This is a genomic window from Skermanella mucosa, from assembly GCF_016765655.2.
GTDB classification, from domain to species: domain Bacteria; phylum Pseudomonadota; class Alphaproteobacteria; order Azospirillales; family Azospirillaceae; genus Skermanella; species Skermanella mucosa.
On record NZ_CP086106.1, the window covers coordinates 5,932,201 to 5,956,759 of the forward strand.

Below are 24,559 nucleotides of genomic sequence, written 5' to 3' on the forward strand. Positions count from 1 at the left end.
CTTTTTCTGGGACAGCCAAGGACCAAACGTAACTTTTCATGGTTGCTGGGAGGCATTCTCACTCGCTTCCTTTTCCCGGCGCCTGGGCACGAATTCCCTTCTGTTTATGGTGCACTCACTGATGCAACTCTCTGATGAGCGTGCTGTTACATAAGCAAGGGTGAGGCTTGGAATTTCAGGGGGGATGATATTCAATGTCAAACTCGATGCACCAGGGAAAGTTGAGCGCGTTTGCAGTAGCGATCACCGGTATGGGGCTCGTCATGAACTATCCGGTTCATGCCCAGGAATCCCCGCCTCAAGCGCAGGAGCAGGCCCTTCATCTCGACGAGATGCTGGTCCAGGAAGCCATCCAGCGGGGTCTGGCGGAGATCGAGATGGCCAGGCTCGCCGAGGAGCGCGCCGAGGCGGACGCGGTGCATTCCTTCGCCGAACTCATGCTGGAACACCATGGAAAGCTGAACGAACGGCTGATCCAGGCGGCACGCGAAATCGGCGCGGAGGTCCCCTCTGGCCCGAGCGAGAGCGAAGCGTCGGTCATCGAGCGGCTGAAGACGCTCCGAGGCGCCGCCTTCGACGAGGTCTATGCGGTGGGCGTCGCCCAGGACCACATGCGGCACCATAACCTGCACGCGCGCCTGGCGGGGTACGCTTCCGCCCCGGTCCTGCGGCGGATCGGCACGGAAGCGGTGTCTATGCTGGAAGAGCACCTGGCCGCGGCACAGGCGCTGCGGGTCGAGGTCCGGCCGATCGCCCAGGGTCCGCTCGGGGCGGTGCCCGACCAGGCTGCCGAGCCGAGCGAGGCGACCCCGCAACGGCAGCAGGCCCCCTATTCCGACGAGGCCGAAGGGGCCGAGCCCTGACGGCCGGCACTCGACCGGCGCGGCGGTCCTACCGTTCCGCTTCCGCCAGCCAGTGGCCCAGCGTTCCCTTGCCGGCGTCCACCTCGCTCCAGCCCGGCGGCACGCCGTCCATGTTGGGCAGCTGGTGCGCGATGCCCTTGTGGCAGTCGATGCAGGTGCGCTCGCCCGTGAACAGGTATGCCTGATGGACCCGGGCCGCCCTGGCGCCCTGCTTCGTGATGTCCATGGATTCCGCCGAGTGGCAGTTCCGGCACTCCAGCGAGTTGTTGGCCTTCAGCCTGGCCCACTCGTGCTCGGCCAGTTCGCGCCGCATGGCGACGAACTTGTCGCGCGTGTCGATGGTGCCGAAGATCTTTCCCCAGACCTCCTTGGACGCCTGCATCTTGCGGGCGATCTTGTCCGTCCATTCGTGCGGCACGTGGCAGTCGGGACAAGTCGCCCGCACGCCGGACCGGTTGGAGAAGTGGATCGTCGTCTTCAGCTCCTCGTAGACGTTGGCGTTCATCTCGTGGCAGCCGATGCAGAACGCCTCCCGGTTGGTCGCCTCCAGGGCCGTGTTGAAGCCGCCCCAGAAGATGACGCCGGCGGCGAACCCGCCGAGCGTCAGGAAACCGAGGCTGAGATACCGGCTGGGACTGGAGAAGGTGCGCCACGGATGCACCAGGAATCCCGGCAGCTTCATCCTCATTTGTGCTCACCCCCGCCGGACGGCCTGCTGATCAGGCTGTCGATATCCTTGAACTCGTTCGGCACGAAGGGCTGCGCCGCCGTCTGGGGGACGTGGCACTGCATGCAGAAATACCGGCGCGGCGACACCTGTCCCAGCATCTGGCCGTCGCGGTCCATGTAGTGGGTGATGCTGATCATCGGCGCCTGCACCGCCTCGGTGAACTGCCGGCTGTGGCAGGTCAGGCAGCGGTTGGTGTTCAGGTTGATCTGGTAGTCGCGCACATTGTGCGGGATCACCGGGGGCTGCTCCGGATAGTTCCTTGAAACCCTGCGGTCGTCGGTCACGTCCGCCGGGATCGGGGGTGCCGGCAGCTCGTCGGTGAACGCGACCGGCGGGCGGAACGGGGTCTGGATCGGCTGCTGGGCCGAGATGACGGCCGGCACCAGGACCGGGAGTGCCGCGAGGGCGGCGTAGAAGAGTATTCTCATGAATGCCGCCCCTTACACCGCGGTTATCCTGACCGCGCATTTCTTGAAGTCGGTCTGCTTGGAGATCGGATCGGTGGCATCGAGCGTCACCTTGTTGATCAGGCGGGTGCTGTCGAACCAGGGCACGAAGACCAGGCCGCGCGGCGGCTTGTTGCGTCCCCGGGTCTCGACGCGCAGGCGGACCTCGCCGCGCCGCGACTGGACCAGCACCTCGGAACCCCGGCGCAGCTTGCGGGCCGCGGCGTCGTCCGGGTGCATGTAGACCAGCGCCATGGGCACCGCCTTGTAGAGCTCCGGCACCCGCATGGTCATGGACCCGGAATGCCAGTGCTCCAGCACCCGGCCGGTGACCAGCCACATGTCGTATTCCGCATCCGGCGCCTCGGCCGGCGGCTCGTACGGGAAACCGAAGATGATCGCGCGGCCGTCGGGGTTGCCATAGAAGCGGATGCCCTCCCCCGGCTTCACGTAGGGGTCCAGGCCCTCCCGGTAGCGCCAGCGGGTCTCCTGGTTATCCACCACCGGCCAGCGCATGCCGCGGACCTTGTGGTACTCGTCGAAGTTGGCCAGGTCGTGCCCGTGATGGCGGCCGAACGAGGCGTATTCCTCGAACAGGCCCTTCTGGACATAGAACCCGAAGGCCCGGGCCTCCCGGTTCTCGTACTCGGGGTCCATGTCCTCCAGCGGGAACCTGTTTACCTCACCGTTGGCGAACAGCACGTCGAACAGCGTCTTTCCCCGGTATTCCGGGTTCCGGTCCAGCGTCTCGGCAGGCCACACCTCCTCGGTCGTGAACCTTTTCGAGAACTCCATCATCTGCCACAGGTCGGAGCGGGCCTCGCCCGGTGCCGGGACGAGCTGGTGCCAGAAATGGGTGCGCCGCTCGGCGTTGCCGTAGGCGCCTTCCTTCTCGACCCACATGGCCGCCGGCAGCACCAGGTCCGCCGCCATCGCGGTCACGGTCGGATAGGCGTCCGACACCACGATGAAGTTGTCCGGATTTCGGTAGCCGACATAGGTCTCGTTGTCGGAGTTGGGTGCCGCCTGGAGGTTGTTGTTGACCTGGATCCAGTAGGCGTTGAGCTTGCCGTCCTTCAGCATGCGGTCCTGCTGGACCGCGTGGTATCCCGGCTTGTCCGGCAGCAGCCCCGCCGGCAGCTTCCAGATCTCCTCGGCTTTCTTCCGGTGCTCCGGGTTGGTGACCTGCATGTCGGCCGGCAGGCGGTGCGAGAAGGTCCCGACCTCGCGGGCGGTGCCGCAGGCCGAGGGTTGGCCGGTCAGGGAGAACGGGCTGTTGCCCGGCTCGGAGATCTTCCCGGTCAGGAGATGGATGTTGTAGATCATGTGGTTGGCCCAGACGCCGCGGACGTGCTGGTTGAACCCCATGGTCCAGAACGACATGACCTTGGTCTTGGGATCGGCGTACAGCTCGGCCAGGGCCAGCAGGCGCTCCTTGGGAACGCCGGTCAGCTCCGCCGTGTAGTCCGCCGTATAGGTGCCGACCAGCTTGGCGAAATCGTCGAAGCTGCTGGGCGTCGAGGCGGTGGCCTCCTTGGCGCCGGTCGCCCGCACCTCCAGCACATGCTCCGGCCGCAGGCCGTAGCCGATGTCCGTCTGGCCCATGCGGAAGTTGCAGTGCTTGTCCACGAACTCCCGGTTGACCCGGCCGGTCCGGATGATGTGGTTGGCGATGAAGTTGAGGATCGCCAGGTCGGTGCCCGGCTTGAACACCATGGGCACGTCGGCCAGCTCGTAGCTGCGGTGCTCGAAGGTGGACAGCACGGCGACCTTGACGTGGGGGGCCGAGATCCGGCGGTCCGTCACCCGGGTCCACAGGATCGGATGCATCTCCGCCATGTTGGAGCCCCACAGGACGAAGGCGTCGGCCGACTCGATGTCGTCGTAGCAGCCCATCGGCTCGTCCATGCCGAAGGTCCGGATGAAGGCGACGGCGGCCGAGGCCATGCAGTGGCGGGCGTTGGGGTCCAGGTTGTTGGAACGGAAGCCGGCGCGCATGAACTTGCTCGCGGCATAGCCCTCCCAGATCGTCCACTGTCCCGAACCGAACATGCCGACCGCCGTCGGCCCCTTCTCCTTCAGCACGCGTTTCCACACCTTGGCCATCTCGTCGAAGGCGCGTTCCCAGGAAACCGGCTGGAACTCGCCGTCCTTGTGGTACTCGCCGTTCCGCATGCGCAGCATCGGCGTCGTCAGGCGGTCCTGCCCGTACATGATCTTGGACAGGAAATAACCCTTCACGCAGTTCAGGCCGCGGTTGACCTCGGCCTTGATGTCGCCGTGGGTGGCGACCACGCGGTCGTCCTTGACCGCGACCATGACGCCGCAGCCCGTGCCGCAGAACCGGCAGGGCGCCTTGGACCATTTGAGCTTCGCGTCCTGCCCGGCGACCAGGGACTGCTGGGCTGCGGCCGGAAGGCTGATCTGGGCCGCGGCCGCGGCCGTCGCGGCCGCGTTGGCCTTGATGTAGTCTCTTCTCGTCAGTTTCACGATTTCCCCCTGACTTTCAATCCGCCGCATCCGGCCCGTCCACCTGGTGCCCATCCACCTGATGGAAGACCATGTTGACCGCCATGACCCCGTCCAGCAGGTTGATCTCGCTAATCCGGGCGACGATTTCCCCCTCGTCGGCGGTCTCCAGCGTGACCACCATCTTCCCCGCCTCCGCGGCGTGGACCTCGATCCCGGGCATGGCCGAAACGGCTCCCCTTGCGGCATCCATGAACTCCGGGAGAGCCTGGACGACCAGGCTCGAGATATGGACCTCATCGGACATCGCTTGCTTCCTTATGATTCCCGGCGGAAACGACCGTCACCGCCCCGGCCGGACAGGGGGAAACGCACGCGCCGCATCCGGTGCAGGCATCCGTGTCCACGGCGGGCCGGGACGGGCCGCCGAACCCGATGGTGAAATTGATCGCGCCGGTCGGGCACGCGTCGCGGCAGCTCTGGCAGACGATCCCCATCCTGGCGAAGCAGGTATCGGCGATGGCTGCTGCCTGGAACCAGGGAGCTCCCTGCGTCAGGTCGAACACGGGGGCCGGGCAGGCCTCGGCGCAGTCGCCGCAGAAGGTGCATTCGCCGTTCCGGAAATCGACCTCCGGGTATCCCCCGTCGCCCGCCGCGACGATGCCTTCCGGACAGGCGTCGGCGCACGCTCCGCATCGAACGCAGGCGTCGAGCACGCGCGCATCGGAGGCGTAAGGCGGCCGAACGGGCACCGGCCCGCGCCGCAGCCGCCCTCTCAGCAGGCTGCGCCGCCCGGGATCGATCCTGGTGTCTCGCATGATGCTCTAGACCGGCGGCGGCCCCGGGGGCCCGGCGACCATCTGGTACATCCAGACGATGAAGCCGTAGCCCCCCACGACCGCCACGGCCACGAACGGCCAGATGACGAAGGCGAGAAGCAGGAACATGAGGATCTCCCGGCGCCTTGCCGCAGGATCGACCGATATCTCGACAGGCTGAGACTGTGGCGGCAACGCTGTGCCGGCGAGAGGAGAACCGGGTTGAGTGGAGCTCATGATCTGTTCCCGAACAGTGGAGGTACGTGCTGTCGTCCTAGAGAGACCTTCTTCGAGACAAATTACTCAATTTTTCAATGGCTAACCGGGTGGTTAGTACCTCCGTATATTCACTTCCCAGTATGTCGCGCAAGATATTTCTACGGGAAAAGCAATCATGCTACACGGCGCGGCCCTCCGACATCCCGGGCCAGTTCGATCTACCGCTATATGAAGCATCCCGCCACTCAAGATTGTCGGCTGTCCCGGCCACCTGATCTCAGCATAGCTGTTCTCCGCAGGACGGACATCATCCAATACTCTATCGCCTGCTCCGACTTGACCCAGGTCAATACGGCCTCTTCCGTTTTGGGTCCTTATGATGCCACTCCCTGTCGGTATTGTTGGCCGGCCAGTTCGATGCGATGACAATGGAACCCCTGATCCTCTCCACACTCTTTCTGATAAGCAGTCACGTCGTTCCCGGATTGCCGGGGGTTCGCTCCTCCCTAGTCCATGCGCTCGGACGCCGGCTGTTTCTCGCTTTCTATTCGGCGATCTCGCTGGCAGCTCTGGTCCTGGTAGTCTGGAGCTACCGGGCGGCCAATAGCGGGGAGTGGCTGTATCTTCCTCCCGTCGAGGTGAAGATGATCGCGGTACTTGCGATGCCGCTCGCTCTTTTCCTGCTGGTCGGCCGGCTCACCACGCCGGCCGGAACGCCGGAACCTGTAGGCATCTATCGCATCACCGCCGTTCCTGGCAGCCTGTCGGTCCTGCTCTGGACGCTGCTGCACCTGACGGTGCTGGGGGGAGCGCGACAGGTGATCGTCTTCACCGGGATGGCCATCATCGCCCTGTTTTCCCTGGTCAGGAACTGGCGAGCCGCCTCGGCCGCCCAGCACCGGGCCGGCATCCTGCCATTTTCCGGCATCATTCGGGGTAGCGAGAGGCTGGTCTGGAAGGAGATCGGTTGGGGCCGGCTGCTCCTGCCCCTCGCTTTATGGGCGGCGTTGCTTCTGTTCCATCCTGTTGTGATCGGTCCCGATCCTCTCGCCTATCTGTTCTGATCCATTTCGCAACAGCAATACTGTCTCAGCAAAGAATCTTCGAAAGCTTGATCGGCGTCAAGAATTGGCCCGGCCCCTGCGGCATTATTGCGATCAAATCACTTGGAGATGATGATGAGCTTGCTGCCCCATCCCCTCACCCCAGATATGCTGCTGGTCGATGTGATAACCGAGCACCCTGGGGCAATTGACAGGCTAACCGGCCTCAACCCAGCTTTCGCCGGTCTTCTGGACCAGCCCCGCAGGCACGCCATGACCGGCCAGATTAGGCTGGGCGAGGCGGCGCGGGTCGCCGGCGTATCGTTCGAAGCCCTGTGCAGGGTGTTGCAAGGAGAGCTGCCCACATCCGAAGTTGCTCACCCGCCTGGGACTGACCGTCCTGTTCCGATGGAGCGAAAGACCGTCGGCGACTGGTTCGAGCAGGCCGAGCGCCTGTCCGCACCTCACCTGGATGTGCGGCCTCTCCTGGCATCGGGACAGGATCCGTTCGCCCAGGTGATGTCCATGTCCGCCCGGGTGCCGGCGGGCGGTTTCATGGTGGTCGATGCGCCGTTCGACCCGGCGCCGCTCCGCCGGGTACTTGCCGGCAAGGGATTCACCTCGCAGGGTCGCCAGATCGGCCCCGCCCACTGGCGCATCTGCTGGCGACGCGAAGATCCGACCGAAACCGAGCCGGTGACCGACAAGCCTATGCCGCGGCACGGGTCCGAGCCGTGGAATGCCGCTGACGGTACCCATCTGGACGTACGCGGCCTGCAACCGCCGGAGCCGCTGACCCGGGTACTCGACCTGATTGACCGGGGCGGAATTGACAGGCTGGTGCTCCACCATGACCGCGAACCGGTCTTCCTCTACCCAATGCTGGCCGAGCGGGGATGGTCGTGCCTGTCGGTCGAGCATTTGCAGGGTGAAGTCCGGATTGAACTGGCGCGGGATGCGTGATGATCGCTCCAGGATCCAAGCTGCTGCCGGCATCCATTCCGTTCCGCTTTCTGGCGGCGGCCTTGCTGTTTCACCTCTTGGGCTGGACCGCGCTGGCAGCCGGGGCGCCGGTCGTGGCCGGTGCCGAGGGCGGGCTGGGCCTACCGGTCGCAGCCCTCCACCTGATCACGCTCGGCGTGCTGACCGTCACGGCCGTCGGAGCCGGGTTCCAGCTGCTGCCAGTGGCGATCCAGGCCGATTTGCCCGGCGTGTGGCCGTGCAGGATGACTGGGTGGTTACTGCTCCCGGGGGTCGTGGTGCTGACCTGGGGCATGATGACGGCCGACCTGTGGCTGCTCGGCATAGGAGGAATTTCCGTCGCACTGGCCCTGCTAGTGTTCGCGGTGGTGGTTGGTATGGCTCTGCTCCGCACCGACCAAACCAATCCGCAGGTCCGGCTGGTCGTCCGCCACTTGTGGGCGGCACTGGCCTGCCTGATGGCATTGGCCGTCCTGGGTCTTGCCCTGCTCGGAGACTTCGCGCACGGCTACCTGGATGACCACCGAACCGTGGCCGTAATCCACCTGGTGGTCGCCTGCTACGGCTTCCTGGGCTTGCTGGCCGCCGGGTTCGTACAGGTGCTGGTTCCCATGTTCGCCCTGGTGGCGCCGCAACGTGAACGCCCAGCCACACTCGTACTTGCTCTTGCTGTCGCTGCCCTCATCCTGGCCGGCGCCGGAGCCCTCATCGGCGCGGCTTCCATTGGTCTGGCCGCGGCGTGCCTTCATGTCCATGGCATGGCGGGATTGATGCGCCGGCGAAACCGCCGTGATCTCGGAACCTCATTCCTCCTCGTCCGGCTTTCCTGGGCCATGCTGCCTGCCAGTCTTTTGCTGGGGCTGCTCCTGATTCTGGATCTTCTGCCGGCCTGGGGCCCTGGGCTGTTCGTGCTGACGCTGGTGGGCGGCTGGCTGCTCAGCCTCGTGCTCGGCATGCTCCAGCGGATTCTGCCGTTCCTGAGTGCTATCCACGCGGCAAGGGCCGGCCGACGCATTCCCAAGGTGTCCGAGCTCAGCGACAGTCCGCTCCTGCAGATCCAGGCATCGTGCCACGTCGCCGCACTGGCGGCGGTCGGGATGGGAATGGTGCTCGATCTGGAGGTTTTGATCCGCGGAGGCGCCCTGACAGGAGCAGGGGGAGCCGTCGCCTTCATCATCTATGCGCTCGATCTTTACCTGCGGATCAGGGCTCTGCCCCAGGTCCGCCCCGTCGCGGCGAGAGGAAAAACCGCTCCTTGATCTTCAGCGGGTGATCGTGTTAGTTGTGACTCGGAAGGCTATGGCGTGGCACTCATGCAATCCCTCACTTTTCACGGGATTGGGAGTGTCGCTGGAGGCAGAGCCTGCTGCGAAAATTTTATCGATCCAGCAATGCCATTCGCGAAACCCCTCTCCCGTCAGTGGGCCAGCAGAACTGGGCAGTCGATCGGGTGATTGAGCATGTACCTCGTTGCTCCATCCAGGATGATTTCACGGAGGCGGCTATGACCGTATCCGCCCATTACCAATAATCCAGCATTCATTTCCATGGCTGTCGCGGCCAGCGCCTCGCCGACCGACCGGCCGTCCCGCTTGATGCTCAGAACCGAAGCTTGGACACCATGCCAGGCGAGATGCTTGACGAGACGTTCGGCGCGTGGGTGCTGATGTCGGGCGATTGCCGCAGGTGAAGGCGCCCTGCCCTCTTCCACGATCAGGATGGTGACCACGTCCGCGCGCGCGATGAAGTCCTGAGCGCCTGACACCGCCCGGGCCGCCGCCAAGCTGTCATCCCAGGCGATCACAACGGAACTGCTTAGCCTCGTCAGATCGCCTGCCCTCAGGAGTACGGGGCGCCCGGACTCGAACAGGGCAGCCTCAAATATTTCCAGGTCCGCGGACTTGTCGGTTGGACGGGACAGCAGCGTCAGATCAGCCGCACGGGCTTCCGCAACGAAAGCTCGCACCACTGATTGCGTGATCTGTCGCCATTCAGCCGTCACGCCCCCGGCTTCCGTGAGTCTGGTAGCGACCGGGACCGAAGCAGTGGCCGTGAACTCCTCGAATGTCCTTTTGGCCGCGGAGGCAATCGTGTCAGCTTCGTATTGCGCCTTGCGAAGCATGGTTTCGAGCGTATCTGGAGAAAAGCCCTTGTCATAGAGCGGCATCTCCTGTCTCGGCTCCCATCCCACGTGCAGAACATCGACATGCGCGGAGAGCGGGGTCGCAAGCTTGAAGGCGTCCTCCAGAAGGTTCGCTTCCAGGCCGTTCGACGGAACGAGAACATGCTTTATCATCTGCCCCTCCTTGGTGCTGCCAGGTTGGTAAGGGCAGCTGCTGCAGAGTATCCGAAGCGGCATGAAACCATGTCAAGGCGCTACGGAAAGTCTATCGAGCCGAACCGAGCCTGAGTGAACTAGAGCTGTGCCCGATCAGGTTGGATAGCCTGAATTCCGGATCATGTTTCGGCATTCGTCCGGGCGGAGTAGCGTGAGGGACTGCCCGATGGCGTTCCAGAGGCCGTCTCGGGTGCGCTCGCCGGCCTTTCGCAGCATCGCCTTGAGTTTGGCGAAGGCCTGTTCGATGGGATTGAGGTCGGGGCTGTAGGGCGGCAGGTAGATCAGCCGGGTGCCCCTGCTTTCGATCGCCTGCTGGATCCCGGCGACCTTGTGGCAGGCCAGATTGTCCATGACGACGATGTCGTCGGAGCGAGGATCTGCTCGACGTAGGCGCGGAAGACATCGCCGTTCAGGGCGCCGTCGAGCACATAGGGCGCGGTGATGCCGGTGGTGCGCAGGCCGGCCACGAGAGTGGTGGTCTTCCAATGGCCATGGGGCACCGGGGCCAGCAGGCGCAGGCCGCGGGAGCACCGGCCGAGCCGCCGGGTCATGTTGGTCGTCGCCGAGGTCTCGTCGAGGAACACCAGGCGTTCCGCCTCGAGGGCGGGCTGGCGCCGGATGAAGGCATGACGCGCCTCGGCCACGTCAGGACGCTGCTGCTCGGCGGCGTGGAGGCTTTTTTTCCAGAACGGCAAAGCTGGCTTTCTGTTGAGGACGCAGTGAGGTTGCGAGTGGGGAGGCGGGAGAATGGGCCGGCAGTCGATGCGGCCGCTGCCGACGCGGTGGCGGATCCTGGAGACGGTAACACGACAGTGCCCGGACTGCGGGGGTCGGCTGCACTGTCAATACATCAGCCGACGCGCCGTGGTGACCCTGGACGGGCTGCTCGGCCTGCAGCTCAGGGTCCGGCGCTGCGTCAATCCGGACTGCGCCCGCTTTCACCGGGCGTTCCGACCGGAGGCCGAAGGCGCCCTGGCGCTGCCCCAGCAGGAGTTCGGCCTGGACGTCATCGCCCTGGTCGGCCGGCAGCGCTACGGCGCCCGGGCCAGTGTGCCGGAGATCCATGCCGAGCTGGTCCGGCGCGGCGTGGCGATCTCCCAGCGCAGCGTCACCAACCTGCTCGACCGCTACGACGAACTGGTCGCCACTGCCGCCGGCGATCCCGACCGGCTGCGGGCCCGGTTCAAAGACCAGGGCCGGGTCATCCTGGCGATCGACGGCCTGCAGCCGCAGATGGGCCACGAGGTGCTGTGGGTGATCCGCGACTGCCTGTCCGGCACCGTCGTGCTGGCCAGGGCCCTGCTGTCGGCAACAGCCGCCGACCTGGAGCCGCTGCTGCGCCGGGCCGCCGAGCTCGCCGGCGTGCCGGTGGCCGGGGTGGTCAGCGACGGACAGCTCTCGATCCGCACTGCGGTCGCCCGGGCCCTGCCCGGCGTGCCGCACCAGCTATGCCACTTCCACTATCTGCGCGAGGCGGCGCGTCCGATCTTCGAGGCCGACCGGCACGCCAAAAAGGAGCTGAAGAAGCGGGTCCGCGGCATCCGGCCGATCGAACGCGCGGCCGAGGCCCGCCAGGACGCCGGGGGCGATCTGATCCGCGGCTACTGCGCTGCGGTGCGCAGCGCCCTGGGCGCCGACGGCCGGGCGCCGCTGGAGGCTGCCGGACTGACGCTGAAGGCGCGGCTGGAGGCGGTGTCGGACAGTCTGCAGCGGGTCGCGGCAAAGGGGGGGACGACCGGCAGGTCCAGGCGCTGAGCCGGCTGGTCGGCGGTGCCCTGAGCGACACCGAGCATCTGTGGCCGGACATCGCCCGGGCGTTCGGCTGGGTACACCGGGCGGCGCACATCATCAAGAACACCGGGGCGCTGCCGGCGCCGGCGGTGGCCCGGCGACTGGACGGCCTGTGCGGCGCGATGTCCCGGCACCGCGCGCGGGCCGGCGGGCTGTGCGAGGCGGTCGGTCACTTCCTCAAGGTGACCCGCAGCTATCGCCCCGGCCTGTTCCACTGCCATACCGTCGCTGATCTGCCGGGCACCAACAATGCGCTGGAAGGGCTGTTCGGCTCCTACCGCTACTGTCAGCGGCGCACGACCGGTCGGCGCGCGGCCTCATCGGCCACCGTGGTCAGCGGTCCCGCCCGTCTGGTCGCGTGGGTGGTCTCCCGCCTCGCGCCACTCGAAGCCGCTGATCTGGCCGGGGTCGATCGAACCCGCTGGCTCGCCCTGCGGGCCGATATCAGGGCTCGCCGTCTGCAGCGGACCAGAGGCAGCCGCTTCAGGCGCGATCCCCAGGCCTACCTGCGCAGTCTCGAGGCCCAGTATGCCGCCAAAAAGTGAGCTTTGCCGTTCTGGTTTTTTTGAGGGTGACGTCGTGCGCCTTGAGAAAGCGCGAAACGGTGCTCCGGCCAACGGTGATGCCGTGCCGCTCGACCAGTGCTCCGCGGATCTCCTCCAGCGTCAGGTCCGGCTGGTGGGCGATCAACGTCAGCTCCGCTTCCCGATGTTCCGTCAGCCGCGAGCGATGGTCGCCGCCCATGGCCCGAGCCTCGACATGGCCTTCGGTATGCAGGCGCTGCGCCCATCGGATCGCCGTGCCGATCCCGACCCCGAACCGGTCGGCCGCTTTCCGGGCGGACGAACCGCTCGAGATCGCCCAAGCAACACGGGCGCGAAGATCTTGGGAGTAGGGTGCCGGCATACGTCCTCCAAAATTCAGCTGGGCTTGGACTTGATCATGAAATCCGTCTTGAAAAACCCTCCTCACGAATCAACGCGGTCGGGTACGGCTCTAGGGCCGGCAGAGACCTAGCCGATCTCCATCGGCGCCAAACACAGCAGCAGGCATGCCACCTGTTCGAGCCGCAATTAGTCTCTTTTGAAACCTATTACTTGACAGCGGGCGAGCACTCCCGGATATTCCTGCGTATTCTGCGGGAGAGAGAGGCGATATCCGCCTCCGCCGAAGGCGCAAACTCCCATAATCGCTCAGGCATGCTGAACCGCAGAAACATTGTGCCGACTGGAGAGAGGCCAAGGTGCCGTACCATGCGCGCCCTGGCCCACCGAAGGGGCAGGCTCCGTCCGGAGCCGAAACTCTCAGGTAAAAGGACAGTGGGAGAGGCGTACAGGATCCGCAACAAAGCGTGCCCTGTCTCTATCAGGAGTCTCCCCCAAATGTATCCACTGTTACCCTCAGCATCCATTCCGCCGCCGCTTCCCATGCTCGGGGAATCGACATGCTGATCGTCGTCTACCTGATCGCCATCACCGTCGAGGCGATGTCCGGCGCCCTCGCGGCCGGGCGCCGCAACATGGATATTTTCGGCGTTGCCGTCATCGCCTTCGTCACTGCGCTGGGCGGCGGCACCATCCGTGACCTGATCCTCGGCCACTTCCCCATCCGCTGGACCCAGCACCCGGAATACATTGTCCTGGTGATCTCCGCCGGACTGCTGACCACCGTGCTCGCACGCTGCATGCATCATTTGAAGCGTGTCTTTCTCGTACTCGATGCAATGGGCCTGATCGCGTTCTCGCTGATCGGCTGCAGTGTCGCGCTGGCGATGGATTACTCCATCATCGTCGCCATCATGGCAGGGATGATGACCGGCATCTGCGGCGGCATGCTGCGTGACGTGCTGTGCAACCAGGTACCGCTGGTGCTCCGGCGTGAGCTCTATGCCAGCGTCTCACTGATCGTCTGCGCCCTCTTCATCGGCCTGCGCGAACTCGGCATCGACACCGACCTGAATACCGCAATCAGCTTCATCAGCGGCCTGACGCTCCGCCTGCTGGCCATCTGGGGCGGCTGGAAGCTGCCGACCTTCTCCTACCAGCAGCGCTGGGATTGATAGGCTGACCGGCATGATCGGTACCTCCGGTTGCCTGGCAATCCTGGTATCGGGAAACCGAAGTTCCTGGATCAGCAGCCTCACACAGACCGGAGAAGCCAAGCTACGATGGCACTGCTGCGTGGTTCCCATCCATGTCTGATTTCCGGCGCAGGTAAGATCAGGTCTCCAATCCTTCCGGTATCTTCCACCCCCATTCCCGATATGCCTCGATGATCACCCTCGCCATGACCATCGCTTCGTGCGACCGGTCATCGGCCCGGCGGCTCATGATGATCGGCGACGTGATGGTCTGCTCGATCAGCTCGCGGTAGACCACATCGTCCCGGCGCAGGCGCTGCACCGAAGTCGGGACGATGCAGATGCCGACCTCCGCCGCGACCAGGCCAATTGCCGTCTGAAGCTCGCGGGCCTCGTGGGCGATGTGCGGCTCCAGGCCGCGGTCGCGGAAGATCGAGATCACTTGATCGGCATAGCTCGGTCGCGGCACCCGGGGGTACAGGATCAGCGGCTCCCCGGCCAATTCCCCAAAGCTCAGCGGTCCCTCCCGCTGCAGAAGAGGATGGCTGAGCGGCAGGGCCACCACGAGCCGTTCCTCGCGAAGGACGTCCCGGCGCACCGCCGGATCGTCTAGGCGAATGCGGCCGAAACCGACATTGATCCGGCCATCCTTCAGGGCCGCGATCTGTTCCAGGCTGGCCATCTCGACGAGGCTGACGTCGAGCCCCGGCGTTTCCGCGCGGAAACGCCGGATCAGTTGCGGCAGGGCCGCGTAGATGGTCGAGGCGACGAAGCCGATGACGAACCGAGGTCGCTCCGCCTCGCGAAAGCGCCGCATCATCGTGCGCAGGTCGTCGAAGCGTTCAAGAACCAGGACGGCATGCTCGAAGAAAAGCCGGCCAGCCTCGGTCAGACGCAGCGGCCTGCTATCCCGGTCGAGAAGCATGATACCGACCTCATCCTCGAGCTGCTGGATCTGGCGGCTCAACGGCGGCTGGGCGATATGGAGCTTTTCGGCGGCCCGGGTGAAGTTCCGCTCCCGGGCGACGGTGACGAAGTAACGGAGATGGCGGATCTCCATTTCATACCTCCAGGGTATCGCTCAAGACCAATTTAGTATTTCCTTTTCCATAAGCCAAGACTTAGTTTTCTGGCCATAGGGAGCTCAGGGAGCATCAAAATAATGTTGCAGATCAAAGAGATCGAGACCTTTCTGGTCGATCTTCCGACCATCAGGCCTCATGTTCTCTCGATGGCGACGATGTATCGCCAGACGATCGTGATCGTTCGCCTCCACTGCTCGGACGGTATCGTCGGCATCGGCGAAGGCACGACCATCGGCGGCCTGAGCTACGGCGAGGAAAGCCCGGAGAGCATCAAGCTCGCCATCGATACCTACTTCGAACCCGTTCTCAGGACTTGCGACCCCTCCCGGGTCGGCCAGACCATGGCCAGGATCGGGCGTGTCGTCATCGGCAACCATTTCGCCAAGTCGGCGGTGGAAACGGCGCTGCTGGACGCCATGGGCAAGCGCGTCGGCCTGCCGGTCTCCGAACTGCTGGGCGGACGCCACCGCGATGAGTTGCCGGTCGCCTGGACGCTGGCCAGCGGCGACACCGCCAAGGACATTGAAGAGGCCGAGCATGTCCTGAGCCTGCGCCGCCACAACATCTTCAAGCTGAAGATCGGCAAGCGCGCGGTGGCCGATGACGTCTCTCATGTGGCATCGATCAAGAAGGCGCTCGGCGATAAAGCCAGCGTGCGGGTCGATGTCAACCAGGCCTGGGATGAGGCCAGTGCTTCCCGCGGGTTGGCGATGCTTGAAGATGCCGGTGTGGATCTGGTCGAGCAGCCGATCTCCAGGGCGAACCGCTCCGGGCTGGCGCGGCTTGCTGCCCGCTTCATCATCCCGATCATGGCCGACGAGTCCCTCCACGGACCGGACGACGCCTTCGACCTCGCGATCCAGGCAGCGGCGGATGTTTTCGCGGTTAAGATCGCGCAGTCGGGCGGTTTGCAGGCTGCCGGACGGGTGGGGGCCATCGCGGATGCCGCCAGCATCGGGCTTTATGGCGGCACGATGCTCGAGGCCGGCGTCGGCACGATCGCCTCGGCGCACCTGTTCGCGACGTTTCCCCAGCTTGCCTGGGGTACCGAACTCTTCGGACCACTTCTCCTCACCGAAGAGATTCTGACCGAGCCTTTGGGCTACGGCGATTTCGCCCTGAAGGTACCGGACAAGCCCGGCCTCGGCGTCGAGTTGGATCCGGACCGTATCGACTTCTTCCGCCGCGACCGGGCCGGCACACGGACGCACAGCTTTCCAGGAAAACTTTAAAAATACAGCGTTCTGGAGAAACAATAGAAGCGTATCTGCCCGGTGAAGTGTCAGCAGTCAACTATAACCATGGAGGAACAACAATGCTGTTCCAAGTCGAAATGGAAGTCCGCCTGCCGCACGACATGGCACCCAGCGCGGCGGACGAGTTGAAGCGCGTCGAGCGCGAGCGGGCCCAGCAGCTGATGCGGGACGGCAAGTGGCGCCATCTCTGGCGCGTGGTCGGTCACTACTCGAACACCAGCGTCTTCGACGTCGAGAGCCACGACGAGCTGCACGCGATCCTCACGTCGCTGCCGCTCTTCCCCTTCATGAAGATGAAGGTCACGCCTCTGTGCCGCCACCCCTCGTCCATCCGTGGGGACGACACCTGAGTTCGCAACCGGCGAGCAATCCAACAATCAATGCCAAGGGAGAGAAACCATGCAAAAGGAACAGATCAAGCAGCTCGTTGACCGCATCAGCGGCACCCAGATCAGGGAGCCCAACCCGCGGGTCAAGGCGATCGTCGATCGCATGCTGCTCGACCTCTTCAACGTCATCGACGACTTCGATGTCCAGCCGGAAGAGTTCTGGTCGGCACTGAGCTACCTGACCGAGCTCGGACAGCGCAACGAGTTCGCCCTGCTCTCGGCCGGTCTCGGCATCGATCACTATTTCGATGTCCGGCTCGACGAGAAGGAGGCGCGGGTCGGCATCGAGCCGGGCAGCACGCCGCGCACCATCGAGGGGCCGCTCTACGTCGCCGGCGCTCCGGTTTGCCAGGGCGAGGCCCGACTGGACGACGACACGGACACGGGCGAGATCCTGTTCATGGACGGCCAGGTGACCGACACGCAAGGCGCGCCGATCGCCAGCGCGCTGGTCGAAGTCTGGCACGCCAACTCGCTCGGCAACTACTCATACTTCGACAAGAGCCAGAGCGCCTTCAACCTGCGGCGCACCATCGTGACCGACGCCGAGGGACGCTACCGCTTCCGCAGCATCATGCCGTCCGGCTACGGCTGCCCGCCCGACGGTCCGACGCAGAAGCTCCTGAACCTGCTAGGCCGCCACGGCCAGCGCCCGGCGCACATCCATTTCTTCGTCTCGGCACCGGGATTTCGGCAGCTCACGACCCAGATCAACATCCAGGGCGACAAGTACATCCACGAGGACTTCGCTTTCGCCACGCGGGACGAACTGATCCCCGACGTGACGCACCACACCGACGAAGCGGCACTCCGCGACAAGGGCGTGGATCGCCCGTTCGCCACGATCACCTTCAACTTCGCGTTGCCGCATGCCGTCGAAGGCGTGCCCAGTACCCTGATCGACCGGCCCCGGGCCGCCGCCTGACCCTTGCACTGCCCCTCCCGCTTGTCGGCGAGAGGGGCGGGACTAACAAAGATCAACGGAGGAAGCACCATGGATACCCATCTCATGGAACGGATCGACGCGGCCATCGTCGAGGACAAGGAGAACGGCCTCTACCGCGCCAAGCGCGACATCTTCACCGATCCCGAGCTGTTCGAGCTGGAGATGAAGTACATCTTCGAGGGCAACTGGATCTATCTTGCTCACGAAAGCCAGATCCCCAACAAGAACGACTACTACACGACCCACATGGGCCGGCAACCGATCTTCATCGCCCGCAACAAGAACGGCGAACTGAACGCCTTCATCAACGCCTGCAGCCACCGCGGCGCCATGCTGTGCCGCCACAAGCGAGCCAACAAGGCGACATATACCTGCCCGTTCCACGGTTGGACCTTCAACAACTCCGGCAAGCTGCTGAAAGTGAAGGACCCCGAGGGCGCCGGCTACCCGAAGCAGTTCAACAAGGACGGCTCGCACGACCTGACCAAGGTGCCCCGGTTCGAGTCCTACCGCGGCTTCCTGTTCGGCAGCCTCAACCCAGACGTGCCGCCGCTGGCCGAGTACCTAGATGAATCGGCCAAGATCATCGACCTGATCGTGGACCAGTCGCCGGACGGGCTGGAAGTGTTGCGCGGCTCCTCGTCCTACATCTATGACGGCAACTGGAAGCTCCAGACCGAGAACGGCGCCGACGGCTACCACGTCAGCGCGGTCCACTGGAATTATGCGGCGACCACCAGCCGGCGCAAGACGGCGGTCAACCCGGACATGACCCGCGCCATGGATGCCGGCGGCTGGGCCAAGCAGGGCGGCGGCTTCTACTCGTTCGAGCACGGCCACCTGCTGCTGTGGACCCGCTGGTCTAATCCCGAGGACCGGCCGCTCTACGAGCGCCGTGACGAGCTGGTCGCCCAATACGGGCAGGCGCGGGCGGACTGGATGATCGGCATCTCGCGCAACCTGTGCCTCTACCCCAACGTCTACCTGATGGATCAGTTCGGCTCGCAGATCCGCACGTACCGGCCGATCAGCGTCGATAAGACGGAAGTCACCATCTACTGCATCGCGCCGAAGAACGAGAGCGCCTCGGCCCGGGCCCAGCGTATCCGGCAGTACGAGGATTTCTTCAACGCCAGCGGCATGGCGACCCCGGACGACCTGGAGGAATTCCGCTCCTGTCAGATCGGCTACATGGGCAAGGCGGCCCCCTGGAACGACCTGAGCCGCGGCGCCGAGCACTGGGTTCACGGCGCCGATGAGAACGCCAAGCAGATTGGCCTGCGGCCGCTGATGAGCGGCAAGCTGACCGAGGACGAGGGTTTGTTCGTCGTCCAGCACCAGTACTGGCAAGACACCATGCGGCGCGCCCTTGAGGCCGAAGCCGCTGAAAAGAACGCAAAGAAGTCGTAAGGGAGGCCGACATGACGATCACGTACGAAGACCTGCTGGCCTTCCTTTACCGCGAAGCCCGCCTGCTCGACGACAAGCAGTGGGAGGAGTGGCTTCAGCTCTACGCACCGGACGCCGAGTTCTGGATGCCGGCCTGGGACGACGACGGCACCCTGGTGACCGACCCGCAGCGCGAGATCTCGCTGATCTGGTACGGCAACCGCGGCGGCCTGGAGGACCGGGTATTCCGCATCAAGACCGAGCGATCCAGCGCCACGTCACTGCCGGAGCCGCGGACCTCGCACAACATCACCAATGTCGAGATCCTGGAGCAGCAGGATGGCGTCTGCAAGCTGCGCTTCAACTGGTTCACCCTGAACTTCAGGTACAAACTGACCGACACATATTTCGGAACCTCGTTCTACACGCTTGACACTTCGGGCGGGCGGCCGCTGATCAAGAACAAGAAGGTCGTGCTGAAGAACGACTACATCCATCACGTCATCGACATCTATCACATCTGATCGGGCATATCCGATTGGCCACATCTGATCAGCATTTTTTCGGATGCCGTGATCAGGGAGGATGACCATGAGCTTCAACATCGCGCTCAACTTCGAGGACGGGGTCACCCGCTTCATCGAGAGCAACCCCGGCGAGACGGTGGCGGACGCCGCCTACCGCCAGGGCATCAACATTCCGCTGGACTGCCGCGACGGCGCCTGCGGCACCTGCAAGAGCTTCTGCGAGTCCGGGCGCTACGACGGCGGCTCCTACATCGAGGACGCCCTGACCGACGAGGAGGCGGAAGAGGGCTACTGCCTGACCTGCCAGATGAAGCCACAGACCGATCTGGTCCTTCGCATCGACGCCGCCTCAGAGGTGTGCAAGACCCAGGTCACGGACTTCCAGGCCGAAGTCATCAGCGTTGAGCAACTGTCCGACAGCACGATCAGCCTGTCGCTCAAGGTCGAGGACGCCGGCCGGCTGCATTTCCTGCCGGGCCAGTATGTCAAGATACTGGTGCCGGGCGAGCTGGATAGCCGTTCCTACTCGTTCAGCTCACCGCCGGGCTCGGATGTCGCGACCTTCCTGATCCGCAACGTGCCGGGCGGGATGATGAGCGGCTACCTGACCGGGCGGGCCAAGCCGGGCGACAAGCTGACACTCAAGGGACCCTTGGGAAGCTTCTATCTCCGCGACACGAAGCGCCCGGTGCTGATGCTGGCGGGCGGCACCGGGCTGGCGCCGTTCCTGTCCATGCTGGGCAGGGTGGCGGAGACCGGCTGCGAGCAGCCGATCCACCTGGTCTACGGCGTCACCACCGACGGCGACCTGGTCGAGGTCGAGACGATCGCCGAGTACGTCAAGAAGATCCCGAACCTCACCTTCGCCACCTGCGTCGCCGACAAGGGCAGCAACCATCCGCTCAAGGGCTACGTCACCCATCACCTGGAGGCCAAGCACCTGAATGCCGGCGATGTGGACGTCTATCTCTGCGGTCCGCCGCCGATGGTCGAGGCGGTCCGGACCTTCTTCCGGGAGCAGGGCGTAAACCCGGTGAATTTCCACTACGAGAAGTTCACGCCGAGCGAAGGGGGTGCGTCATGACCGGCACAGGGCAAGTCAGGGGGCGTTCCGGCGGGCGTTTCCAGGGCAAGGTGATGGTCGTGACGGGTGCCGCACAGGGCATCGGTCGCACCGTGGCCCTGGGGGCCGCCCGCGAGGGCGCCTCCGTGGTGCTGGTGGATCGGGCGGAGATCGTCCACGAGGTCCGGGCGGAACTGGAGGGTCTCGGTGCGCCGGCGCTGTCGGTGACGACTGACCTGGAGAACTACTCCGGTGCCGACAGCGCCATGGGCCAGGCGCTGGACCGGTTCGGCCGGATCGACATCCTGGTCAACAATGTCGGCGGCACGATCTGGACCAAGCCCTATGGCGAGTACCGCGAGCCGGAGATCGAGGCCGAGGTCCGGCGCTCCCTGTTCCCGACGCTGTGGTGTTGCCGGGCGGTGCTTCCCGCCCTGCTCAAGCAGGGTGGCGGTGTGATCGTCAACGTCTCCTCGGTCGCCACCCGCGGCGTCAACCGGGTGCCCTATGCGGCGGCCAAGGGCGGCGTCAACGCGCTCACCGCCTCGCTCGCCTTCGAGTATGCCGAGCATGGCATTAGGGTCGTCGGCACGGCCCCCGGCGGCACCGAGGCTCCGCCCCGGCGCATCCCGCGCAACCCGACAGTCCAGGACGAGCGCGAGAAGGTCTGGTACCAGGGCATCGTCGATCAGACGATCTCATCCAGCCTGATGAAGCGCTACGGCACGCTGGAGGAGCAGGCGGCGCCCATCTTGTTCCTGGCCTCCGACGAGGCCTCGTACATCACCGGCACAACCCTGCCGGTCGCCGGCGGCGATCTCGGCTGAAGAAGCTGATCCGACTGTGACCTAAGGGGGCTCTCCAGCCACACGGATAAGAAGATCTACTAGAATAATAAAAACAAATATTGGATGGCGTCTGAGAATTCATCACGCCAGACAACGTCCAGGGTGAACAGAACCTTGGCGCACCGCCCGAGGTGCGCTCGCCCCCAAACTCACGACAACAAACACTTGCAGGGAGAAGGGATATGGCGCCAACACGCCCCATTGACGTCCAGGACTTCATGAACCACCACAAGCTGTCGTCCTACCAGATCAGGATCATCGCACTCTGCTTCCTGATCGTGGCGATCGACGGCTTCGACACCGCCGCAATCGGGTTCATTGCCCCGGCTCTCAGAGCTGAATGGGGTGTCACGGCGGCCCAGTTGGCGCCGCTGTTCGGCGCCGGGCTGTTCGGCCTGATGGTTGGAGCCTTCATCTTTGGCCCACTGGCCGACAAGATCGGGCGCAAGTACTCGCTCATCCTCACCGTGATCTTCTTCGGCGGCGCCAGCCTGGCTTCGGCCTGGTCCACCTCGATCACCGAGCTGACCATCCTGCGCTTCCTGACCGGCATGGGCCTGGGCGGTGCGATGCCCAACGCGATCACGCTGACCTCGGAGTTCTGCCCCGAGAAGCGTCGCTCGTTCCTGACCACCCTGATGTTCTGCGGCTTCACGCTGGGATCGGCATTCGGAGGCCTCGCCGCCGCCCAGCTGGTGGCGGGATATGGCTGGGAGTCGGTCCTGCTGATCGGCGGCATCCTGCCGCTGGCGCTGGCTCCGGTCCTGTGGCTGACGCTGCCTGAGTCAGTGCGCTTCCTGGTGCTGAAGAATGCGCCCGCCGAGCAGATCACGGCGGTGCTGCACAGGATAGCCCCCGAGGCCGATCTCACTGGTGTCGCCTATACCGGCGTTACCAAGCCCAAGGGCTCACCGGTGCGGCAGCTGTTCCAGCCGGGCCTGGTGACTGGCACTCTGCTGATCTGGCTCACCTTCTTCATGAGCCTGCTGGTCTTCTATCTCCTGGCGAGCTGGCTGCCGACCGTGATCAGCAGCGCCGGCATGACCCTCAAGGAAGCAGCACTGATGTCGATGATGCTGCAGCTCGGCGGCACCGCGGGGGCCCTACTGATCGGCGCCCTGATGGACCGGGTCAACCCGCACACCGTGCTCGGCTCCTTCTACGCCCTGGCTGCCCTGTTCATCGCGTTGATCGGAAGCTCGACGGCGTCGCCGTGGTTGCTGTCCTTTGCCGTCTTCGGGGCGGGGTTCTGCCTGGCGGGCTCGCAGGTCGGGGTCAATGCGCTGGCGGCCGGATACTACCCGACGGCCAGCCGCGCCACCGGTGTTGCCTGGGCGAACGCGGTCGGCCGCAGCGGCTCGGTGCTGGGCTCGATGTTCGGCGGCGCCGTCCTGGCCAGCGGCCTGGGCCTGCCCGTTGCCTTCGCGATCGTCGGCATCCCGGTCATCATCGCCGGCCTGTCCATGTTCCTCAAGGGCCAGCTGGCGCCGCAGCCGGTGCACCACACGGCACCAGGGGCTTCCGATGGCCTCGACACCGGGAAAGTCGCTTTGCAGCATTAAGGCGGTCCCCAGGAGGAAGTGCCGGGCACCTTCAAGGTGCCCGGGAATCCAGGGTTTCAATCAAGAAAGTGGAGGAAGATCATGAGGCCAGCCGTCATCACCGTCGCGATTACCGGATCGGTTCCGCGCAAGAAAGATAATCCCGCCTTGCCGGTGACCGTGTCCGAGCAGATCGAGTCAACCCACGAGGCCTTCGAGGCAGGCGCCTCGCTCGTTCATATCCACGTCCGTAATCCGGATGAAAGCTCTTCTTCGGACCCTGCCCTGTTCGCCCAAGTGCAGGATGGGATCTGCAAGCACTGCCCCGGCATGATCGTGCAATTCTCGACAGGCGGCCGGGGTCGCGATCAGGCGGCACGCGGCAGTGCGCTTTACCTGAAGCCCGACATGGCGTCGCTCTCGACCGGCTCGGTCAATTTCCCGACCATCGTGTACGAGAACTCGCCGGCCCTGGTGGTCGATCTGGCGACCCGCATGAAGGAGCATGCCATCCTGCCGGAGATCGAGGTCTTCGACCTGTCGCATCTCCATGGTGCTCGCCGGCTGGTCGATGCCGGGCTGATGAGTGAGCGTCCGCACGTCCAGTTCGTCATGGGCGTCAAGAACGCCATGCCGGCGGAGGAACATCTGCTGGACATCCTGCTCGCCGAACTGAAGCGCGTCCTTCCCAAGGCAACATGGACTGCCGCCGGCATCGGGCGCCATCAGAGCCAAGTCATGCGCTGGGTGCTGGAGCGCGGCGGTGATGGCGTCCGCACCGGTCTGGAAGACAACATCCGCATCACCAAGGACCGGCTGGCCGGCAGCAATGCCGAACTGGTCAGGATGGCCGTCGATCTCTGCGCCGAGTACGATGCCCGCCCGGCGACAGTCGCTGAAGCGCGGTCGATGCTGGGACTCGCAGCCTGACGGTGAGGTTGATAGCTGCGGATGAAGGGCAGGTGAGTTCGGAATCCGACCCCACCTGCCCTATCCTCCCAACCAAAAACGTAATCACGGGAGAAACCGGGAATGAAAAAAGTATGTCCTGACGCGGCCTCGGCACTGGCCGGGTTCCTGAAAGACGACATGACGATCATGGCCGGCGGCTTCGGCCTGTGCGGCATTCCGGAAACTCTGATCGAGGCGATCCGCGATTCTGGGGTGAAGGGCCTGACCGTGATCTCCAACAACGCGGGCATCGACAATGTCGGCCTGGGCATGCTGCTGGAAACCCGCCAGATCGCCAAAATGATCTCGTCCTATGTCGGCGAGAACAAGACCTTCGCCAGGCAGTACCTGGCCGGCGAACTGGAGATCGAGTTCAATCCCCAGGGCACCCTGGCCGAGCGCATCCGCGCAGGCGGCGCCGGCATCCCCGCCTTCTTCACCAGGACCGGCGTCGGCACCTCGGTCGCGGACGGCAAGGAAGTCCGCGAGTTCGACGGCGAGCAGTACGTGATGGAGACCGGGCTGGTCGCCGATCTGGCCGTGGTCCATGCCTGGAAGGGCGACACCGAAGGCAACCTCGTCTACCGCAAGACCGCGCGCAACTTCAACCCAATGATGGCGACCGCGGGCAAGGTCACCGTGGCCGAGGTCGAGCACCTCGTGCAGCCCGGCGAGATCGATCCGGATCACATCATCACCCCCGGCATCTTCGTCAAGCGCATCGTCCACGTGCCCGATGCCGAGAAGCGCATCGAGCAGCGCACCGTCCGCAAGCGCGCCTGAAGA

The 24,559-nt window shown here is 64.7% G+C and carries 24 protein-coding genes, 2 pseudogenes and 1 riboswitch; of the genes and pseudogenes, 16 read left to right on the forward strand and 10 right to left on the reverse strand.

Annotation, left to right across the window (positions count from 1 at the left end):
- The first annotated feature begins 263 nt into the window (after positions 1-263).
- Positions 264-863: a DUF4142 domain-containing protein gene (locus JL100_RS27485; RefSeq protein ID WP_202684798.1), complete on the forward strand. Its 600-nt coding sequence runs from the start codon at positions 264-266 to the stop codon at positions 861-863.
- Positions 864-891: 28 nt separating this feature from the next.
- Here the strand turns inward: JL100_RS27485 and JL100_RS27490 are convergent, their stop codons facing one another.
- The 6 genes from JL100_RS27490 to JL100_RS36905 are packed head-to-tail and all read right to left on the reverse strand — an operon-like array spanning position 892 to position 5,455.
- Positions 892-1,545: a NapC/NirT family cytochrome c gene (locus JL100_RS27490; RefSeq protein ID WP_202684849.1), complete on the reverse strand. Its 654-nt coding sequence runs from the start codon at positions 1,543-1,545 to the stop codon at positions 892-894.
- Between the two features lie 2 nt (positions 1,546-1,547).
- Complete coding sequence (locus JL100_RS27495) at positions 1,548-2,021, reverse strand: nitrate reductase cytochrome c-type subunit (RefSeq protein WP_202684799.1); 474 nt, start codon at positions 2,019-2,021, stop codon at positions 1,548-1,550.
- A gap of 12 nt (positions 2,022-2,033) precedes the next feature.
- Positions 2,034-4,529: a periplasmic nitrate reductase subunit alpha gene (gene napA, locus JL100_RS27500; RefSeq protein WP_202684800.1), complete on the reverse strand. Its 2,496-nt coding sequence runs from the start codon at positions 4,527-4,529 to the stop codon at positions 2,034-2,036.
- A 16-nt stretch (positions 4,530-4,545) separates the two neighbouring features.
- Positions 4,546-4,815, reverse strand: coding sequence for a chaperone NapD (locus tag JL100_RS27505; protein ID WP_202684801.1), 270 nt, complete (start codon positions 4,813-4,815; stop codon positions 4,546-4,548).
- Positions 4,805-5,326, reverse strand: coding sequence for a ferredoxin-type protein NapF (gene napF / locus JL100_RS27510; protein WP_202684802.1), 522 nt, complete (start codon positions 5,324-5,326; stop codon positions 4,805-4,807). Before napF ends, JL100_RS27505 begins: the two co-directional genes overlap by 11 nt.
- A 6-nt stretch (positions 5,327-5,332) precedes the next feature.
- Positions 5,333-5,455 carry a hypothetical protein gene (locus tag JL100_RS36905; protein ID WP_407696914.1) on the reverse strand — a complete coding sequence of 41 codons (123 nt, stop codon included), beginning with the start codon at positions 5,453-5,455 and terminating at the stop codon, positions 5,333-5,335.
- Positions 5,456-5,973: 518 nt separating this feature from the next.
- Between JL100_RS36905 and JL100_RS27520 the strand changes: the two genes are divergently transcribed.
- The 3 genes from JL100_RS27520 (at position 5,974) to JL100_RS27530 (ending at position 8,828) form a co-directional block, all read left to right on the forward strand.
- The gene (locus JL100_RS27520) at positions 5,974-6,609 is read left to right on the forward strand and encodes an NnrU family protein (protein WP_202684804.1); all 636 of its coding nucleotides are present in this window, start codon (positions 5,974-5,976) and stop codon (positions 6,607-6,609) included.
- Between the two features lie 114 nt (positions 6,610-6,723).
- Positions 6,724-7,551 carry a DUF2249 domain-containing protein gene (locus JL100_RS27525; RefSeq protein ID WP_202684805.1) on the forward strand — a complete coding sequence of 276 codons (828 nt, stop codon included), beginning with the start codon at positions 6,724-6,726 and terminating at the stop codon, positions 7,549-7,551.
- Positions 7,551-8,828 (forward strand): hypothetical protein, encoded by a 1,278-nt coding sequence (locus tag JL100_RS27530; protein ID WP_202684806.1) that lies wholly within the window; start codon positions 7,551-7,553, stop codon positions 8,826-8,828. The genes JL100_RS27525 and JL100_RS27530 overlap by 1 nt, the downstream gene beginning before the upstream one ends.
- Before the next feature lie 158 nt (positions 8,829-8,986).
- Here the strand turns inward: JL100_RS27530 and JL100_RS27535 are convergent, their stop codons facing one another.
- Together JL100_RS27535 and JL100_RS27540 are read right to left on the reverse strand one after the other, a co-directional pair.
- The gene (locus JL100_RS27535) at positions 8,987-9,865 is read right to left on the reverse strand and encodes a universal stress protein (protein ID WP_202684807.1); all 879 of its coding nucleotides are present in this window, start codon (positions 9,863-9,865) and stop codon (positions 8,987-8,989) included.
- A gap of 135 nt (positions 9,866-10,000) precedes the next feature.
- Positions 10,001-10,590: pseudogene (locus tag JL100_RS27540) on the reverse strand (IS630 family transposase); the annotation flags it as partial.
- Between the two features lie 151 nt (positions 10,591-10,741).
- Between JL100_RS27540 and JL100_RS27545 the strand changes: the two are divergent.
- Positions 10,742-12,243, forward strand: a protein-coding gene (locus JL100_RS27545) for an ISNCY family transposase (protein ID WP_202684850.1) whose coding sequence is annotated in 2 segments (ribosomal slippage) — positions 10,742-11,639 and positions 11,639-12,243 — 1,503 coding nt in all. Because the reading frame shifts where the segments join, the coding sequence is not laid out codon by codon here.
- 13 nt (positions 12,244-12,256) lie between these two features.
- On the opposite strand, the pseudogene JL100_RS27550 reads toward JL100_RS27545, so the two are convergent.
- Positions 12,257-12,604: pseudogene (locus tag JL100_RS27550) on the reverse strand (helix-turn-helix domain-containing protein); the annotation flags it as partial.
- A gap of 223 nt (positions 12,605-12,827) precedes the next feature.
- Positions 12,828-12,918: riboswitch (glycine riboswitch) on the forward strand.
- Positions 12,919-13,142: 224 nt separating this feature from the next.
- Here JL100_RS27550 and JL100_RS27555 point away from each other — a divergent pair.
- Positions 13,143-13,757, forward strand: a complete 615-nt coding sequence (locus tag JL100_RS27555; protein WP_202684809.1) for a trimeric intracellular cation channel family protein — start codon at positions 13,143-13,145, stop codon at positions 13,755-13,757.
- Positions 13,758-13,917: 160 nt separating this feature from the next.
- Here the strand turns inward: JL100_RS27555 and JL100_RS27560 are convergent, their stop codons facing one another.
- Positions 13,918-14,838: a LysR family transcriptional regulator gene (locus JL100_RS27560; protein ID WP_202684810.1), complete on the reverse strand. Its 921-nt coding sequence runs from the start codon at positions 14,836-14,838 to the stop codon at positions 13,918-13,920.
- Between the two features lie 102 nt (positions 14,839-14,940).
- Between JL100_RS27560 and JL100_RS27565 the strand changes: the two genes are divergently transcribed.
- The 10 genes from JL100_RS27565 (at position 14,941) to JL100_RS27610 (ending at position 24,556) form a co-directional block, all read left to right on the forward strand.
- Entirely contained in the window at positions 14,941-16,095 is a 1,155-nt protein-coding gene (locus JL100_RS27565) for a muconate/chloromuconate family cycloisomerase (protein WP_202684811.1), read from the forward strand.
- Positions 16,096-16,178: 83 nt separating this feature from the next.
- Complete coding sequence (gene catC, locus JL100_RS27570; protein ID WP_202684812.1) at positions 16,179-16,469, forward strand: muconolactone Delta-isomerase; 291 nt, start codon at positions 16,179-16,181, stop codon at positions 16,467-16,469.
- A 49-nt stretch (positions 16,470-16,518) separates the two neighbouring features.
- Positions 16,519-17,433 carry a catechol 1,2-dioxygenase gene (catA, locus tag JL100_RS27575; protein ID WP_202684813.1) on the forward strand — a complete coding sequence of 305 codons (915 nt, stop codon included), beginning with the start codon at positions 16,519-16,521 and terminating at the stop codon, positions 17,431-17,433.
- A 69-nt stretch (positions 17,434-17,502) separates the two neighbouring features.
- Complete coding sequence (benA, locus tag JL100_RS27580; RefSeq protein WP_202684814.1) at positions 17,503-18,864, forward strand: benzoate 1,2-dioxygenase large subunit; 1,362 nt, start codon at positions 17,503-17,505, stop codon at positions 18,862-18,864.
- An 11-nt stretch (positions 18,865-18,875) separates the two neighbouring features.
- Entirely contained in the window at positions 18,876-19,367 is a 492-nt protein-coding gene (benB, locus tag JL100_RS27585) for a benzoate 1,2-dioxygenase small subunit (protein WP_202684815.1), read from the forward strand.
- 67 nt (positions 19,368-19,434) lie between these two features.
- Positions 19,435-20,454, forward strand: coding sequence for a benzoate 1,2-dioxygenase electron transfer component BenC (benC, locus tag JL100_RS27590; protein ID WP_202684816.1), 1,020 nt, complete (start codon positions 19,435-19,437; stop codon positions 20,452-20,454).
- Positions 20,451-21,260: a 1,6-dihydroxycyclohexa-2,4-diene-1-carboxylate dehydrogenase gene (locus tag JL100_RS27595; RefSeq protein ID WP_202684817.1), complete on the forward strand. Its 810-nt coding sequence runs from the start codon at positions 20,451-20,453 to the stop codon at positions 21,258-21,260. The genes benC and JL100_RS27595 overlap by 4 nt, the downstream gene beginning before the upstream one ends.
- A gap of 203 nt (positions 21,261-21,463) precedes the next feature.
- A complete protein-coding gene (locus tag JL100_RS27600; RefSeq protein ID WP_202684818.1) occupies positions 21,464-22,843 on the forward strand; it encodes an MFS transporter in 1,380 nt (459 codons plus the stop codon).
- Positions 22,844-22,861: 18 nt separating this feature from the next.
- Entirely contained in the window at positions 22,862-23,752 is an 891-nt protein-coding gene (locus JL100_RS27605) for a BKACE family enzyme (protein WP_228420935.1), read from the forward strand.
- A 102-nt stretch (positions 23,753-23,854) separates the two neighbouring features.
- Positions 23,855-24,556 carry a CoA transferase subunit A gene (locus JL100_RS27610; protein ID WP_202684819.1) on the forward strand — a complete coding sequence of 234 codons (702 nt, stop codon included), beginning with the start codon at positions 23,855-23,857 and terminating at the stop codon, positions 24,554-24,556.
- Positions 24,557-24,559: the final 3 nt, after the last annotated feature.

What these genes read in the sequence shown, in the direction of transcription:
- JL100_RS27485 (WP_202684798.1), top strand. Translation starts at nt 264, where the DNA reads ATGAACTATCCGGTTCATGCCCAGGAATCCCCGCCTCAAGCGCAGGAG.
- JL100_RS27490 (WP_202684849.1), bottom strand. Translation starts at nt 1,545, where the DNA reads ATGAAGCTGCCGGGATTCCTGGTGCATCCGTGGCGCACCTTCTCCAGT.
- JL100_RS27495 (WP_202684799.1), bottom strand. Translation starts at nt 2,021, where the DNA reads ATGAGAATACTCTTCTACGCCGCCCTCGCGGCACTCCCGGTCCTGGTG.
- JL100_RS27505 (WP_202684801.1), bottom strand. Translation starts at nt 4,815, where the DNA reads ATGTCCGATGAGGTCCATATCTCGAGCCTGGTCGTCCAGGCTCTCCCG.
- napF (WP_202684802.1), bottom strand. Translation starts at nt 5,326, where the DNA reads ATGCGAGACACCAGGATCGATCCCGGGCGGCGCAGCCTGCTGAGAGGG.
- JL100_RS36905 (WP_407696914.1), bottom strand. Translation starts at nt 5,455, where the DNA reads ATGTTCCTGCTTCTCGCCTTCGTCATCTGGCCGTTCGTGGCCGTGGCG.
- JL100_RS27520 (WP_202684804.1), top strand. Translation starts at nt 5,974, where the DNA reads ATGGAACCCCTGATCCTCTCCACACTCTTTCTGATAAGCAGTCACGTC.
- JL100_RS27525 (WP_202684805.1), top strand. Translation starts at nt 6,724, where the DNA reads ATGAGCTTGCTGCCCCATCCCCTCACCCCAGATATGCTGCTGGTCGAT.
- JL100_RS27530 (WP_202684806.1), top strand. Translation starts at nt 7,551, where the DNA reads ATGATCGCTCCAGGATCCAAGCTGCTGCCGGCATCCATTCCGTTCCGC.
- JL100_RS27535 (WP_202684807.1), bottom strand. Translation starts at nt 9,865, where the DNA reads ATGATAAAGCATGTTCTCGTTCCGTCGAACGGCCTGGAAGCGAACCTT.
- JL100_RS27555 (WP_202684809.1), top strand. Translation starts at nt 13,143, where the DNA reads ATGCTGATCGTCGTCTACCTGATCGCCATCACCGTCGAGGCGATGTCC.
- JL100_RS27560 (WP_202684810.1), bottom strand. Translation starts at nt 14,838, where the DNA reads ATGGAGATCCGCCATCTCCGTTACTTCGTCACCGTCGCCCGGGAGCGG.
- JL100_RS27565 (WP_202684811.1), top strand. Translation starts at nt 14,941, where the DNA reads ATGTTGCAGATCAAAGAGATCGAGACCTTTCTGGTCGATCTTCCGACC.
- catC (WP_202684812.1), top strand. Translation starts at nt 16,179, where the DNA reads ATGCTGTTCCAAGTCGAAATGGAAGTCCGCCTGCCGCACGACATGGCA.
- catA (WP_202684813.1), top strand. Translation starts at nt 16,519, where the DNA reads ATGCAAAAGGAACAGATCAAGCAGCTCGTTGACCGCATCAGCGGCACC.
- benA (WP_202684814.1), top strand. Translation starts at nt 17,503, where the DNA reads ATGGATACCCATCTCATGGAACGGATCGACGCGGCCATCGTCGAGGAC.
- benB (WP_202684815.1), top strand. Translation starts at nt 18,876, where the DNA reads ATGACGATCACGTACGAAGACCTGCTGGCCTTCCTTTACCGCGAAGCC.
- benC (WP_202684816.1), top strand. Translation starts at nt 19,435, where the DNA reads ATGAGCTTCAACATCGCGCTCAACTTCGAGGACGGGGTCACCCGCTTC.
- JL100_RS27595 (WP_202684817.1), top strand. Translation starts at nt 20,451, where the DNA reads ATGACCGGCACAGGGCAAGTCAGGGGGCGTTCCGGCGGGCGTTTCCAG.
- JL100_RS27600 (WP_202684818.1), top strand. Translation starts at nt 21,464, where the DNA reads ATGGCGCCAACACGCCCCATTGACGTCCAGGACTTCATGAACCACCAC.
- JL100_RS27610 (WP_202684819.1), top strand. Translation starts at nt 23,855, where the DNA reads ATGAAAAAAGTATGTCCTGACGCGGCCTCGGCACTGGCCGGGTTCCTG.